The organism is Mesorhizobium sp. CO1-1-11, assembly GCF_020164995.1.
In the GTDB taxonomy this organism is placed as follows: domain Bacteria; phylum Pseudomonadota; class Alphaproteobacteria; order Rhizobiales; family Rhizobiaceae; genus Mesorhizobium; species Mesorhizobium australicum.
In genome coordinates this window covers 97,316-112,109 of sequence record NZ_JAIUHE010000011.1, presented here as the reverse complement: position 1 = coordinate 112,109, position 14,794 = coordinate 97,316, and the positions used below count along the sequence as shown (strand labels likewise).

The window sequence follows — 14,794 nt, the reverse complement described above, 5'->3', positions numbered from 1 at the left end:
GAACTCAACGGCATCAAACAGAACGGGCGCCGGCCCGGTGAGGGATATGATGAAGAACTCCGCCATTTCCGAACGCAAGAACCAGTCGATCTCGCGCGGCGTCGGCATGACCACGCAAATCTACGCCGACCGGGCCGAGAATTCGGAGATCTGGGATGTCGAGGGCCGCCGCTATATCGACTTCTCCTCGGGCATCGCCGTCGTCAACACCGGCCATCGCCATCCCAAGGTGATCGAGGCGGTCAAGGCGCAACTCGACCGCTTCACCCACACCTGCCACCAGGTCGTGCCTTACGAGAGCTATGTGCGGCTGGCCGAACGGCTGAACGCCATGCTGCCCGGCAAGTTCGAGAAGAAGACGATCTTCGTCACCACCGGCGCCGAGGCGGTGGAGAATGCCATCAAGATCGCTCGCAACGCCACCGGCCGCCAGGCCGTCATCGCCTTCGGCGGCGGCTTCCACGGCCGCACCTTCATGGGCATGGCGCTGACCGGCAAGGTCGTGCCCTACAAGGTTGGCTTCGGCGCCATGCCGGGCGACGTCTACCACGTGCCGTTCCCCGTGCAACTGCATGGCGTCTCGGTCGCCGATTCGCTGGCGGCACTTGACAAGCTGTTCAAGGCGGATGTCGATCCGGCCCGCGTCGCCGCGATCATCATCGAGCCGGTTCAGGGCGAGGGTGGCTTCTACGACGCGCCGCGTGAACTCCTGACGGCGCTGCGCAAGCTCTGCGATCAGCACGGCATGCTGCTCATCGCCGACGAAGTGCAGACCGGCTTTGCCCGCACCGGCAGGATGTTCGCCATGGACCATCACGAGGTGGCGGCCGACATCACCACCATGGCCAAGAGCCTGGCCGGCGGCTTCCCGCTGTCGGCGGTCACCGGCCGCGCCGAGATCATGGATGCACCCAACCCCGGCGGGCTCGGCGGCACCTATGGCGGCAGCCCGATCGGCGTCGCCGCGGCACACGCCGTCCTGGATGTCATCGAGGACGAAAAGCTCTGCGACCGCGCCAACACGCTGGGTGCGCGGCTGAAGCAGCGTCTGCAGTCGATCCGTGACGACGTGCCCGAGATCGTCGACATCAGGGGTCTGGGCTTCATGAACGCGGTTGAGTTCAACGACGTCAAGAAGGGCCTGCCGTCGGCCGAGATCGCCAACGCGATCCGCCTGAAGGCGCTCGACAAGGGTCTGATCCTGTTGACCTGCGGCGTCTATGGCAACGTCATCCGCTTCCTGGCGCCGATCACCATCCAGGACGAAGTCATGAACGAAGCGCTCGACATTCTGGAAAGCTCGATCCGCGAAGTCTGCGCAGCCTGATCGACAAGGACGAGCGTTCCGATTCACATGTCTTTGGGCATCTTTTCTTCCTCGAAGATGCCCTCAATATCGCGCGCGCCGTGCAAAATGCGCTCGACGCGCACGTCGTTGCCCTGGGCGGTGTAGAAAATTATACATTTTTGGAACGCGACGGACCGCAGACCAGGCCAAAGCTCGGAACGAGGTGCGCCTCCGCGTGGCGCATTCTCTATGCGGCCACATCGTCCGCGAAGCGCCGCTATAAAACGGTGAGCGGCGGGCGGATTTTCAGCATGGATGTAATCGCCGATCTCCTCGATGTCCTGCACCGCGGCAGGCGCAAAACTGAGGGCCATTACTTGTGGGTTCCACCGCTGTATTTTTTCTCCAGCCGGTCAAAAACGCTGTTGGCCTGAATGCCCGGTCCGCTTTCTACACCCTTGCGGATGTCCTCACGCAGTGCCGCAAGTTTCGTTTGCCGCTGCTCCTCGCGTTCCTCCAAGAGGCGCAGGCTATCACGCACAACTTCGCTGGCGCTGGCATAGCGGCCGCTTTCAACCAGTTCGCGCACGAACGTTTCGTAGCGAGGTCCGATGCTGTAGCTCGCAGGCATGGGGACGGCCTTCCATTTTATCCGCGATTATCAATTTATGATAAGCTCATTGATTTTTTTGGCAAGATCCCGGCCTGCTTTAGCCCGTAACCCGGGCAGGCTCGTCCTGGTGAAATTGTGCCAATGCCGCCTTCAGCCCTTCGGGACCCGTGGCCACCGTCTGCGGTGTCGGCGAGAAGCCGGCACCGAGCATCTTGCGGCCAAGCATGTGGTCGCCGGGGCGGTTGACGGATTCGATGCCGAGCAGCCGGTCTCCCGCGTAGTGGTAGATCGAGAACTTGTTGTCGGGCAGGTCACCGAGCACGACATGGCTGTCGCCGCCTGATGTCAGCCCGACCATCTGCAATTTCATGTCGCCAATGTCGGACCAGAACCATGGCACCGCCGAATAAGCGTCGGCGTGGCCTGATATGGTGCGCGCGGCGAGCCGCGCCTGGTCGGTGGCGTTTTGCACCGATTCCAGCCGCACGTCGCCGCCGGTGAACCAGTGCCGGTACGAGGCGGCGTCGCCGATGGCGAGGATGTTCGGTACCGAGCTGCGCATCTGGTGATCGACGCGGATGCCGTTGGCGATGGTGAGGCCGGCTTCCTGCGCCAGTTCGACATTCGGCACGGCACCGATGCCCACCACGACCATGCGCGCCGGCAGCCTTTCGCCTGAGGTGGTGATCGCTGCGGTGACATGGCCGTCTTCGCCTTCGAGCCTTGCAATCGAGGTGCCGGTCAGGATGCGCACGCCTGTCGATTCCAGCCTTTGCCGGACATGGCTAGCCACCACCGGCGCCACGGCGCGGCCAAGCAGCCGGTCGACCGCCTCGACAACGGTGACGGTGCGGCCCGCCGCCCGAAGCGTCGCGGCGATTTCCAGTCCGATGAAGCCGCCGCCGAGAATAACGACATCTTCGCTGTGCGCGCTCAAGTCCCGGATCAGCCGGGCATCGGCCAGCGAGCGCAGCGACACCACGCCGAACAGCTCCGCGCCGGGTAATGGCAAGGCACGCGGGCGCGATCCGGTCGCCAGGATCAGATGGTCGAAGACAAGTGCGCCACCGCCGGCGATGTCGAGACTGCCGCGGCCGACATCGATGCGCTCGATCCGGATGCCCGGCCGGTAGTCGATGGCGCTGCCGGTGTAGAAGGCTTCGCCGCGCAAGGGCTGCGGTTTGGCCGTGGCATCCTTGATAAAAGTCTTCGACAGCGGCGGCTTGTGATAGGGCAGTTCATTCTCGTCGCCCACCAGGATCACCGGCCCATCATAGCCATCCTCGCGCAGACTGGCGGCTGCCTGCACGCCCGCATGACCCGCACCGACAATGACCACGCCGTTCTTCATCGCATTCCGATCCCAATTCGATCCTAGGACGTCTCGCCAAGCGGCAATTGCCTGGCACCGCCGCAAGAGAATGTCTGCGGGTCGCACCCGGGATGGCGACTGTCAATCGTACAGTTCGGCCGCAAAGTCGGTGCAAGGGAACGCGTAAAGTTGACAGTTGTAGTTTAGAATAATTCTAAACTGTTGTTTCGATTAGGTTTTTCAGCAATTTCCGTTGACTCCATCGAACTCGAAGTTTTAAGGAAGCTTGCGCATTGGCGCATCCCTTTGATGTCTGGGCCTTGAACCCGTTCGATTGGAGGCATTTTGGTGTCTTTCTTCCCTGAGCCGCGCGGCAGCGCGGCATATCTTGCGGCCGGTGGCATGCACACGGCCTGGTGCCGGTTGCCGCGCGCGCCGTTTGCGGAATTCCCGAGAAACTGGAGAGCGATAATGACGGCACGATATGGCAGCAGGCTTGTGGCGATCGGCGCCACGGCGCTGCTGACGGCGGCGGTGTTCGTGCTGCCTGCAAAGGCGCAAACCGATGCGAAGGCGGTGATCAAGACCTATTCCGACATCGCGCTTGCCAAGTACGAGGATTCGCTAACCACGGCGCGGACGCTGGACAAGGCGGTCGACGCGCTGCTGGCCAACCCGTCGGCGGAGACGCTCAATGCCGCCCGCGACGCCTGGAAGGCGGCCCGCGTCCCCTACCAGCAGACCGAGGTCTATCGCTTCGGCAACAAGGTCGTCGACGACTGGGAGGGCGAGGTGAATTCCTGGCCGCTGGACGAAGGCCTGATCGACTATGTCGCCAAGAGCTACGGCACGGAATCGGACGCGAATTCGCTCTACACCGCCAATGTGATCGCCAACAAGGAGATCGAGATCAACGGCAAGAAGATCGACGCCGCGACGCTTTCGCCGGAATTCCTCTCCGGCACCTTGCAGCAAGCCGGCGGTATCGAGGCCAACGTCGCTACCGGCTATCACGCCATCGAGTTCCTGCTCTGGGGCCAGGATCTGCATGGCACCGGTCCAGGCGCCGGCGAGCGTCCCTATACGGATTACGACCTCAAGAACTGCACCGGCGGCAATTGCGACCGCCGCGCACAGTACCTGAAATCGGCAACTGACCTTCTGGTCTCCGACCTGCAGAAGATGGTCAATGACTGGAAGGAAGACGGCGCCGCGCGCAAGAACCTCGTCGATGGCGAGCCGAACACCGCGATCTCGATCATCTTCACCGGCATGGGCTCGCTCTCCTACGGCGAACTGGCCGGCGAGCGCATGAAGCTCGGCCTGCTGCTGCACGATCCCGAAGAGGAGCATGACTGCTTCTCCGACAACACCTACAATTCTCATCTCTATGATGCAGTCGGCATTCGCGCCGCCTATCACGCCAGCTACACACGGCTGGATGGTACCGTCGTTTCGGGTCCCTCGGTGCACGACATGGTCAAGGCAGCGGATCCGGCAATCGACAAGGAACTGTCCGACAAGCTCGATGTTTCGGTCGCCAAGATGGAAGCCATCAAGGCACGGGCATTGGCCGGCGAGGCCTACGACCAGCAGATCGCCGAGGGCAATACGGCGGGCAATGCCACCGTGCAGGCGGCAATCGACGCATTGATCGACCAGACCAAGTCGATCGAACGCGCCGTCGGCGCCTTGAAGCTGAACAACATCGCCTTCGAAGGCTCCGACAGTCTCGACGCGCCCGACAAGGTGTTCAAGTAAGCCCCCAGCCAAACGGCGCATCGGAGCGCCGTCAGCCAGAGCGACGAAATGCTGATCTGCCATTGCAACATCATCACCGAGAAGGAGATCGAGCAGACGATCATCGGCCTGCTGGATCAGGATCCCTGGCAGCTCATCGTGCCGGCAAAGGTCTATCACGCCATGCACAAACGGGGTCGCTGTTGCGGCTGCTTCCCAAATGTGGTCGAAACGATCATTCGGGTCACCGAGAACTACCACGCCCGCTCGCAGGCAAGCGGCGTGGACATCGTTTCACATCTGGATCGCGTCAGAGGCCTGCGCGTCCAATACGGGAGCAGGACCCATGAAAGGCGAACCACAGATCATCGAGCGGCTTAACGAGGCTCTCTTTCTGGAGCTCGGCGCCGTCAACCAGTATTGGGTGCATTTCCGCCTGCTCGAGGATTGGGGATACGCCAAGCTGGCCAAGAAGGAGCGGGCGGAATCGATCGAGGAGATGCACCACGCCGACAAGCTCGTCGCCCGCATCATCTTCCTTGAAGGCCATCCCAACCTGCAGTCCGTGGCGCCGCTGCGCATCGGCCAGAACGTCAAGGAAGTGCTCGAATCCGACCTGGCCGGTGAATATGACGCGCGCACTGCGTATAAGCGCTCGCGCGAAATCTGCGAGGAAGCGGGCGACTACGTGACGATGAAACTGTTCGAGGAACTGCTCGCCGACGAGGAAAGCCATATCGACTTCCTCGAGACGCAGCTCGACCTGCTGGCCTCGATCGGTGAGGAAAAGTACGGCCAGCTCAACGCCGCACCGGCGGACGAGGCGGACTAAGGATATGCGGGAATGCGGCGCCTCTTAGACGTCCTGCGCCGCTTGCGGCGGGCCAAGGGCCCGCCGCGCCTCCGGAAAATGCCAGCCATATCGGCTGGTCGGCACGGCATTATTCTGATGCTGGCGCTGACCACTTCTGCCATCGCCGGCGACCTTCTACCCGCCGGTCTCGCCACCACGCGCACCGACCTTAATGCCAAGGATCAGGTGCGCGTCACAGCCATTACCAGGCCGACCACGGATTTTTCCAAGCCCGAGCCTTTCGAACTGATGCAAGGTGGCGCCGGCACCTCGCGGAAAGACATCAGCCGTGATTCCTTCTCGCAATCTTCGGCCAACATCAGCTTCGAGGAAGAAGGCACCTTCAAGCTCGGCAATGCGCTTTTCCGCAAGAACTGGGTCTCGTCGCCGTCCTCGACGCAGGCATCGGATGGGCTCGGACCCTTGTTCAACGAACGCGCCTGCCAGAACTGCCATCTGAAGGATGGACGCGGACGGCCGCCGCAAGCCGATGTTGGCACCACCTCGATGTTCCTGCGGCTGGCGCGCGATGCCAGCAGCGCGGAAGAAAAGGCGGCGCTCGCCGACTATAGGCTGCTCAACCTTCCAGACCCGGTCTATGGCACGCAATTGCAGCAACTGGCCGTGCCTGGTCTCAGGGGTGAGGGCAGGATGCGTGTCGACTATCGGGAACGGAAGGTGGAACTGCCGGACGGCACCGCGGTTTTACTGCGCAAACCCGCCTATACGATCGATGATCTCGGCTACGGGCCGCTCGATCCGCGCACCACGCTGTCGCCGCGCCTGACGCCGCCGATGATCGGCCTCGGCCTCATCGAACAGATCGCGCCGGCCGACATTCTGGCCCGTGCCGACCCTGACGACAGGGATGGCGATGGTATTTCCGGCAAGCCCAACATCGTGCGTGATGGCCTGAGCGGCGAGCTGACGCTTGGCCGTTTCGGCTGGAAGGCGCAGACCGCGTCGATCCGCCAGCAGGCCGCCGATGCCTTTGCCGGCGATATCGGCATCTCGACGCCGGAGGCGCCGAAACACTGGGGCGATTGCACCGCCGCGCAGGAAAAGTGCCTCGCCATGCCCAACGGCGTGCAGGCGCGCCTCGGCCCGGTCGAGGCGCCGGCGCCGGTGATGGATCTCGTCACCTTCTATTCGCGCAACCTGGCGGTGCCGGCGCGACGCGACCTCGCCTCGCCTGAGGTGCTCGCCGGCAAGAAGGTCTTTTATGAAATCGGCTGCGTTGCCTGTCACACGCCGAAATTCGTTACCCGTCGCGATGCACCTGACAAGCCGCAGGCGTTCCAGTTGATCTGGCCTTATTCCGATTTCCTGCTGCACGACATGGGGCCGGATCTTGCCGACGGCCAGGCTGTGGGCGATGCGACTGGCAATGAGTGGCGCACGCCGCCGCTATGGGGCATCGGCCTCACTGAAATGGTCAACGGCAATTCCTTCTATCTGCACGATGGCCGTGCGCGCACTTTGGTCGAGGCCATCTTGTGGCATGGCGGCGAGGCGCAGAAGGCGCGCGACCGCTTTGCCGCCACCAGCGCCACCGAGCGCGATGCATTGGTCAAATTTCTGGAGTCACTCTGATGGCGAAGCGTTTCGCGCTGGTTCTCGTTCTTCCGCTGGTTCTGCTGGGCGCCTTGCCCGCATCGGCCGCGGTGAAAGCCTCTGATGTGATCCAGCGCGCGATCGACGGCTTTGTCCGCCCGGCATATGAGGACCTGCACCAGCATGCGAAAGCCCTCGCCAAAGCCATGCACAAGCTTTGCGAGGCACCCTCGCAAGCGGACCTTGAAGCGGCGCGAGCCGCGTTCTCGGCTACCGTCTACGCCTGGTCATCGGCCGAGATCATCGGTTTCGGGCCGATCAAGGAGAACAACAGGCTGGAGCGCATGCTGTTCTGGCCGGATCGCAAGAGCATCGGCCTGAAACAGGTGCAGGCGGCGTTGTCTGACAAGGATCCCGCCGCCACCGATCCTGTCCAGCTTGCGGGCAAGAGCGTTGCCATGCAGGGGCTCGGGGCGCTGGAATTCGTGCTTTACGGCGACGGCGCCGACGCCTTGGCGGGCAAGGCTGAACCCTATCGCTGCGCTTACGGGGCGGCTGTCGCCGGCAACATCGAAACCATCGCCGCGGACGTCAGCGCGGCCTGGGACAAACCAGACGGATTCGCGGCACTGTGGGCCAATCCGGGGCCGCAAAACCCGCTCTATCGCGATGGCAACGAGGCGGTCACCGAACTGGTCGGCGTCTTCATCAACGAACTGGAAATGGTCCGTGACGTGCGCCTGAAGGGTTTTCTGGGCGCCAAGCCCGAGGCCGACAAGCCAAAACAGGCGATCTACTGGCGTTCGCAAAACACCGCCAACGCGCTGGCCGGAAATCTGGCCGGCATCGATGCGCTGTTCCAGGTGTCGAAGCTCGGCAACGCGCTGCCGCCGGATGCGCGCTGGATGGCAGAGTCGATCCACATCCAGCTGCTCAACGGCGTTGCGACCGCCAAGGCCGTCCAGGGTCCGATCGACAAGGCGCTCGCCGATCCGGCGCTGCGCGAAAAACTCGAGCATCTCGCCCTGATCACCTCCAGCCTGTCGACCCTGATCGGCACCAGGCTGACCGCCGAATTCGGCCTGACCGCCGGCTTCTCGTCGCTGGATGGAGACTGAGCGTGACCTTGAGATTGGCCGAAACGCCCATAGCTTCGTCATCCTGGGGCGAAGCAAGGAGCGAAGCGACGCGGCGTAGATCCCAGGATCCATGCCGTGACCGCAAGGCCTTGCAACGGTTCAGAATTCTACTCTGCTGCATTCCTCGGCGAAAGTCACGGCATGGATCCTTGGGTCTCCGCGACGGAGCTACGCTCCTGCTCCGCCCAAGGATGACGAAGTTCCGGAGGCTTCGGCCAACTTCCAACGTCTGCGATGAGTCATTCGAAGAATCGGCAGGTGCCAAGCGTCAGCTCCGATCCCTAAAAATTACCATGTCTTGGAGCCGGCCAGTGCAGGGGAGGGCCATGTCTTGAAAACGCCTCTCATCGACCGCCGCGATTTCTTGAGGGCCGCCGGCATTGGCTTTGCCGCCGCCGTGACGCCCTCGGCCTGGGCAAATACGCTCGCGGCGGATGCCGTGTTCGCCACCGCCTTCGTCAAGCGCGACGGCAGTTTTGGTGCCGCCGTTCTGTCCGAGGCCGGCAAGGTGCTGCATGCGATCGACCTGCCCGATCGCGGTCATGACGTCACCTTCGATCCGATCTCGAAGCGTTCGGTGGTTTTCGCCCGCCAGCCCGGCACCTTCGCCGTGGTTTTCGATCACGCCGGGCGCGACGCCCCGCAGACCATCGCCAGCATCGCGGGCCGGCACTTCTTCGGTCATGGTGTCTTTTCGCCCGACGGCGCTCTGCTCTACGCCACCGAGAACGACTTCGACAACGCCGCTGGCGTGGTCGGCGTCTATGACGCGCGGGCGAAATTCAATCGCGTCGGCGAATTCCCGACCTACGGCATGGGCCCGCACGAACTTCTTCTGCTGGGCGACGGCAAGACGATCGCGGTCGCCAATGGCGGCATCGAGACCCATCCAGACTATGGACGCGCCGAGCTCAACATTGCCACCATGAAACCTTCCTATGTGCTGATCGACCGCGCCACCGGCGACCTGATCGAAAAGCATGAACTGCCGGCCGCTCTGCACCAATTGTCGATCCGTCACATGGATACCGACCAGACAGGCACCGTCTGGTTCGGCTGCCAATACAGGGGCTCCGGCACCGATCGTCCGCTTCTGGTCGGTCGCGCCGCGCGGGGCAAGGAATTGGCATTGCTCGACATGCCGTCGGATGTGCTGTCCGGTTTCCGCAACTACATCGGCTCTGTCGCCGCCAATCCTGGTGCCGGCACCGTCGCCGTCTCCTCGCCGGAAGGCAATTCGCTGGTCGTGATCGATGCGGGCAGCGGCCGGACAGTCTCCTCCAGCGCGCTGGTCGAGGTCTGCGGCGTGGCGCCCGACGGGGCAGGTTTCATGGCCACCACGGGCGCTGGCGAGATCATCGAGGGCGGTGGTGCCACGCGGACGGAGCTGGACTATGTCTGGGACAACCACATGCTGCGCATAGGGCCGGCAGCATAAGCTCTTCTGCCAGGCCAAACCGAAGCCGCTTAACAAATTATGCACTATACACTTGCGGTTGCGCGCTATGGCGGGCACAGGGAATTGTTTCTCGAACCGGTCGTTTCATGAAAGTTCTCGCCATCGACTGTGCCGCCAGCCTCTGCGCCGCCTGCGTCTACGACGCGGCGGCTGGGCTGGAACTTGGCCGCTCGGTGCTCGATCTGGGCAAGGGTCATGCCGAGCACCTGATGGCCGTCATCGCTGACGCGTTGAAGACCGGCGCGACCGACTACGCCGGGCTTGGCGGCATTGCCGTCTCTGTCGGTCCGGGTTCCTTCACCGGCCTGCGCGTCGGCGTGTCGACCGCGCGTGGCCTGGCGCTGGCGCTCAAGCTGCCGGCAATCGGGGTGACGACCCTTGAGGCACTGGCCGCCGAGGCGGCCGGTGCCTTTCCTGGCCGCGCCGTGCTGGTGGCGCTTGATGCCGGCCGCGAGGAAATCCATGCCGCACTGTACGATGAAATGTCAGTGTTGACTTACGGTCCGGCCGTGGCCACGCTTGCGAATGCGGTGACGATGGCGACGGAACGTTTCGCGGTGCTCGCCGGCACGGCAGCGACGCTGATCGCTGACGCGGCCGGCCGTACCTTCGACATCGGGCCTCGGGCGGCCACCGCCGACATTCTCACCTACGCCCGGCTGGCTGCCGCAAAGGGGCAGGGCGAACGGCCGAAGCCGCTTTATCTGCGCGGTGCCGATGCCAAGCCGCAGGCCGGGTTCATACTTTCGAGGCAAAGACCATGATCCCGAAAAGTGGAAGCCGGTTTTCGCGGACAAACGGTTCCGTTTGTCCAGAGCTCATGGTCAGACGAGAAAACGAGAATTGATGCGCATACCTTTTCTTCAGCCACGTCGCCGCGACTACGCGCTCGAGCCGCTCAGGATCACCGACAGCGCCGCGGTCTCGCTGCTGCACCGCGAGGATTTTGTCCGCCCCTGGACCGATGGCGAGTTCGCCGCCTTGCTCGAACAGGACACCGTGTTCGGCTATGCCGCGCGCGAAACCGGGCAGGGCGCCAAGCCGCCTGTCGGCTTCGTCCTCGCCCGGCTGGCCGCGGGCGAGGGTGAAATCCTGACCGTCGCGGTGGCACGGTCGCATCGCCGCCAGGGGCTGGGCTGGCAGCTGATGGACGCAGTGCTGCGCGAATTGCATTCGCAGCGCGCCGAAGCCTTGTTCCTCGAGGTCGATGAGACCAATGCCGCGGCGATCGCCCTCTATCGTCGGTTGGGTTTTCGGGAAGTCGGCAAGCGTCCGGATTACTACAAGTCGCCCGATCGCGGGCCGACTGGGGCGCTTGTCATGCGCCGCGATCTTCGCTAGCCAGGGGCCGCATGATCCCGAAAATCGAATCCGATTTCGGAGAGGATCATGCGCCAGAATTAAGGTGTTACAGCGTCCTTTGCGCGTCCAAGAGGACGCGCGGCGCTGTAATGGTAGGGCGATGATCAAGAAAATCAGGATTTTCCTGGCGCTGGGCCTCGTCGTCGCTGGGTCGCTGGTTTTCGTGCCGCTGCAGATCCTGTCGATGAAGACCGGTTGGTGGCCGGAAACCTTCATCCTCAAGATCTGGCACCGGCTGATCATCCGGGCGCTCGGCATGCGTATCCATGTCAGAGGGGCGCTGTCCGACAAACGCCCCTTGCTGGTTGCCTCGAACCACATCTCCTGGACCGACATCATGGTGCTGGGCTCCTTTGCCGATGTGAAATTCATCGCCCGAGCCGACATGGAAGGCTGGCCGCTGATCGGCATGCTGTCGAAACTGCAGCGCACTGTTTTCATCGAGCGCGAACGCAAGCGTTCGTCTGGCGACCAGGCCAGCGAGATCGCCAGACGCATGGCCAAGGGCGATGCCATGGTGCTGTTCGCCGAGGGTTCGACCGGTGACGGCAATGTCGTCCTGCCCTTCAAAAGCACCCTGTTTGGCGCCGCCTCGATGGCCATTTCCGAAGGCGCGGCCGAGCAGGTCTTCATCCAGCCCGTTGCGATCGCCTATACGCGCCTGCACGGCGTACCGCTCGGCCGCCGTCACCGCCCGATCGCAGCCTGGATCGGCGACGAGGACCTGATGCCGCATCTCAAGGTGCTGATGGCCGAGGGCGCGCTCGACGTCGAGGTGCATTTCGGCGAACCGATCGCCTTTGCCAAGGGTTCCAACCGCAAGGAAACGGCCAAGCTGATGGAAGGCCGGGTGCGCGAGATGATGCAGGCGGCCCTTACCGATCCGCTCCCGAGCCGCTGAACCCAGCGGCCCCAAGGCAGAATCGTCTGTTTTTTGTCACGGAAAGGCGTTAGAAGCCGCCGGATGGACTTGAACACGATTGAAAGCGACGACATCGGCACTGCGGCCGGACAGCCGGCGGCGAACGCCACGGCAGCCAAGAAGGTCTTCGTCAAGACCTATGGCTGCCAGATGAACGTCTATGATTCACAGCGCATGACCGATGCGCTGGTCGCTGACGGTTATACGGCGACCGATGCCATCGGGGAGGCCGATCTGGTGCTGCTCAACACCTGCCATATCAGGGAAAAAGCCGCCGAAAAGGTCTATTCCGAACTTGGCCGCATCCGCGACATGAAGGCGGAACGCGCAAGTGCCGGCCGCGAGATGCTGATCGGCGTCGCCGGCTGCGTGGCGCAGGCCGAGGGCGCCGAGATCATCCGGCGTTCGCCGGCCGTCGACCTGGTCATCGGTCCGCAGACCTATCACCGTCTCCCCGACGTGCTGGCACGGGTTCGCGGCGGCGAAAAGATCGTCGAAACCGAGTACGCCATCGAGGACAAGTTCGAGCATCTGCCGCAGCCCAAGCGTGCCGAGGTGATCAAGCGCGGCGTCACCGCCTTCCTCACCGTCCAGGAAGGCTGCGACAAGTTCTGCACCTTCTGCGTCGTGCCCTATACGAGAGGCTCGGAAGTGTCGCGGCCGGTGGCGCAGATCGTCGCCGAGGCCGAGCGCTTGGCCGAGGCCGGGGTGCGCGAGGTGACGCTGCTCGGCCAGAACGTCAACGCGTGGCATGGCCAGGGCGAGACCAAAGGGGGCAAGACCGCGGAATGGGGTCTTGGCCGGCTGCTGTTCCGGCTGGCCGAAATCCCCGGCCTGGCGCGGCTGCGCTACACCACCAGCCATCCGCGCGACATGGACGACGAATTGATCGCCGCGCACCGCGACTTGGCCGCACTGATGCCCTATCTGCACCTGCCGGTGCAATCCGGGTCGGATCGCATTTTGAAGGCGATGAACCGCAGGCATACGGCCAAGGACTATCTGGCGCTGCTCGACCGCATCCGCGCCGCCCGCCCCGATATCGCGCTGTCGGGCGATTTCATCGTTGGTTTCCCCGGCGAGACGGAGGCCGATTTCGAGGCGACCATGGATCTGGTGCGCCAGGTGAATTATGCCTCGGCCTTCTCGTTCAAATATTCGCCGCGTCCCGGTACGCCCGGCGCCGAGATGTCCGACCACTTGCCGGAAGCGGTCAAGGACGACCGCTTGCAGCGCCTGCAGGCACTGCTGTTGAAGCAACAGCAGGATTTCGGCTTGAGTTTGATCGGCAGCACCATAGATACGCTGATCGAGAAGCCCGGTCGTCAGGCTGGCCAGAAGGTCGGCCGCTCGCCTTGGCTGCAGCCAGTTATTGTTGATGAAAACGCCGGCGAAATCGGTGACATTATCAAGGTGCGAATCACGAAGACGGGCTACAACAGCCTGTTCGCCGAATTGGCCTGATGGTCTCGGCAGATGAGGAGAGACGGTTGAGCGCAGCGGAGCTGAAGAATCTGCCCCCGGTACCGGCATCCGGGGCTTCTGACATGGCGCACATCGTTTTGACTTTCGACAACAACAAGCTTGCCAGCGCCCTTTACGGCCAGTTCGACGAAAACCTGGCCCGGCTTGAGCAGAAGCTCGGCGTCGACATACGCTCGCGCGGCAACCAGCTGACCATCAAGGGATCCGCTTCGGCCGCCGAACAGGCGCGCCGCGCCTTGGACAATCTCTACGGCATCCTGCAGAAGGGCGTCGATATCAGCCAGTCCGATGTCGACGGGGCCGTGCGCATGGCTATCGCCGCCGACGACCAGCTCACGCTGCCGACATTGGAGCGCAAGGGCAAGGTCTCCGCCGCCCAGATCGCCACCCGCAAGAAGACCATCTATGCCCGCTCCCTGAACCAGGACGCCTATATGCGGGCGCTGGAGCGGTCGGAACTGGTGTTTGGCATCGGTCCGGCCGGCACCGGCAAGACCTATCTGGCGGTGGCGCATGCGGCGATGCTGCTGGAACGCGGCATGGTCGAGCGCATCATTTTATCGCGACCGGCTGTCGAGGCCGGCGAACGGCTGGGCTTCCTGCCGGGCGACATGAAGGAGAAGGTCGATCCGTATCTGCGACCGCTCTATGACGCGCTCTACGACATGATGCCGGCCGACAAGGTCGAGCGCGCCATTGCAGCCGAAGTAATCGAAATCGCGCCGCTCGCCTTCATGCGCGGCCGCACGCTGGCGCACGCCGCCGTCATTCTCGACGAGGCTCAGAACACCACGCCGATGCAGATGAAGATGTTTCTCACCCGTCTCGGCGAGAACTCGCGCATGATCGTCACTGGCGATCCGACACAGATCGACCTTCCTCCGAGCACCAAGTCGGGCCTGGTCGAAGCCTTGCGTGTCCTCGACGGTGTGGCAGGCGCGGTAACCGTACGCTTCAACGATGTCGACGTCGTTCGCCATCCGCTGGTGGCGGAAATCGTCAGGGCCTATGATCGGGACGCCAAGCTGGCTCGTGGCCTCGGTGCCGAGAATTGATCTTGACGATGC

General features: G+C 63.2%; 15 protein-coding genes. 12 read left to right on the top strand and 3 right to left on the bottom strand.

Annotated features, from left to right (window positions below):
* The first annotated feature begins 49 nt into the window (after positions 1–49).
* On the top strand, positions 50–1,327 hold the full coding sequence (locus tag LB554_RS14850) for a 4-aminobutyrate--2-oxoglutarate transaminase (protein ID WP_224585375.1): 1,278 nt from the start codon (positions 50–52) through the stop codon (positions 1,325–1,327).
* A 23-nt stretch (positions 1,328–1,350) separates the two neighbouring features.
* Here LB554_RS14850 and LB554_RS14845 read toward each other — a convergent pair whose 3' ends face one another.
* From LB554_RS14845 to LB554_RS14835, 3 genes are all read right to left on the bottom strand, one after another.
* Positions 1,351–1,662, bottom strand: a complete 312-nt coding sequence (locus LB554_RS14845; protein ID WP_140722985.1) for a type II toxin-antitoxin system RelE/ParE family toxin — start codon at positions 1,660–1,662, stop codon at positions 1,351–1,353.
* Positions 1,662–1,919: a type II toxin-antitoxin system ParD family antitoxin gene (locus tag LB554_RS14840; protein WP_140787113.1), complete on the bottom strand. Its 258-nt coding sequence runs from the start codon at positions 1,917–1,919 to the stop codon at positions 1,662–1,664. The genes LB554_RS14845 and LB554_RS14840 overlap by 1 nt, the downstream gene beginning before the upstream one ends.
* A gap of 79 nt (positions 1,920–1,998) precedes the next feature.
* Entirely contained in the window at positions 1,999–3,252 is a 1,254-nt protein-coding gene (locus LB554_RS14835; RefSeq protein ID WP_140722979.1) for an NAD(P)/FAD-dependent oxidoreductase, read from the bottom strand.
* A 432-nt stretch (positions 3,253–3,684) separates the two neighbouring features.
* Here LB554_RS14835 and LB554_RS14830 point away from each other — a divergent pair, with 432 nt between their 5' ends.
* From LB554_RS14830 to LB554_RS14780, 11 genes are all read left to right on the top strand, one after another.
* On the top strand, positions 3,685–4,974 hold the full coding sequence (locus LB554_RS14830) for an imelysin family protein (RefSeq protein WP_015314028.1): 1,290 nt from the start codon (positions 3,685–3,687) through the stop codon (positions 4,972–4,974).
* A gap of 48 nt (positions 4,975–5,022) precedes the next feature.
* Positions 5,023–5,334: a (2Fe-2S)-binding protein gene (locus LB554_RS14825; protein WP_140614790.1), complete on the top strand. Its 312-nt coding sequence runs from the start codon at positions 5,023–5,025 to the stop codon at positions 5,332–5,334.
* On the top strand, positions 5,300–5,785 hold the full coding sequence (gene bfr, locus LB554_RS14820; RefSeq protein WP_015314026.1) for a bacterioferritin: 486 nt from the start codon (positions 5,300–5,302) through the stop codon (positions 5,783–5,785). Before LB554_RS14825 ends, bfr begins: the two co-directional genes overlap by 35 nt.
* 12 nt (positions 5,786–5,797) lie before the next feature.
* Positions 5,798–7,399, top strand: coding sequence for a di-heme oxidoredictase family protein (locus LB554_RS14815; RefSeq protein WP_224585244.1), 1,602 nt, complete (start codon positions 5,798–5,800; stop codon positions 7,397–7,399).
* The gene (locus LB554_RS14810) at positions 7,399–8,478 is read left to right on the top strand and encodes an imelysin family protein (RefSeq protein WP_224585241.1); all 1,080 of its coding nucleotides are present in this window, start codon (positions 7,399–7,401) and stop codon (positions 8,476–8,478) included. Before LB554_RS14815 ends, LB554_RS14810 begins: the two co-directional genes overlap by 1 nt.
* A 352-nt stretch (positions 8,479–8,830) precedes the next feature.
* Positions 8,831–9,937, top strand: coding sequence for a DUF1513 domain-containing protein (locus tag LB554_RS14805; RefSeq protein ID WP_224585240.1), 1,107 nt, complete (start codon positions 8,831–8,833; stop codon positions 9,935–9,937).
* Between the two features lie 107 nt (positions 9,938–10,044).
* On the top strand, positions 10,045–10,722 hold the full coding sequence (gene tsaB, locus LB554_RS14800) for a tRNA (adenosine(37)-N6)-threonylcarbamoyltransferase complex dimerization subunit type 1 TsaB (protein WP_224585238.1): 678 nt from the start codon (positions 10,045–10,047) through the stop codon (positions 10,720–10,722).
* An 82-nt stretch (positions 10,723–10,804) separates the two neighbouring features.
* On the top strand, positions 10,805–11,299 hold the full coding sequence (gene rimI / locus LB554_RS14795; RefSeq protein WP_015314021.1) for a ribosomal protein S18-alanine N-acetyltransferase: 495 nt from the start codon (positions 10,805–10,807) through the stop codon (positions 11,297–11,299).
* 121 nt (positions 11,300–11,420) lie between these two features.
* Complete coding sequence (locus LB554_RS14790; protein ID WP_015314020.1) at positions 11,421–12,221, top strand: lysophospholipid acyltransferase family protein; 801 nt, start codon at positions 11,421–11,423, stop codon at positions 12,219–12,221.
* Positions 12,222–12,284: 63 nt separating this feature from the next.
* Positions 12,285–13,706 carry a tRNA (N6-isopentenyl adenosine(37)-C2)-methylthiotransferase MiaB gene (gene miaB, locus LB554_RS14785; RefSeq protein WP_140660642.1) on the top strand — a complete coding sequence of 474 codons (1,422 nt, stop codon included), beginning with the start codon at positions 12,285–12,287 and terminating at the stop codon, positions 13,704–13,706.
* Positions 13,707–13,789: 83 nt separating this feature from the next.
* Positions 13,790–14,782 carry a PhoH family protein gene (locus LB554_RS14780; protein ID WP_031241013.1) on the top strand — a complete coding sequence of 331 codons (993 nt, stop codon included), beginning with the start codon at positions 13,790–13,792 and terminating at the stop codon, positions 14,780–14,782.
* Positions 14,783–14,794 lie beyond the last annotated feature (12 nt).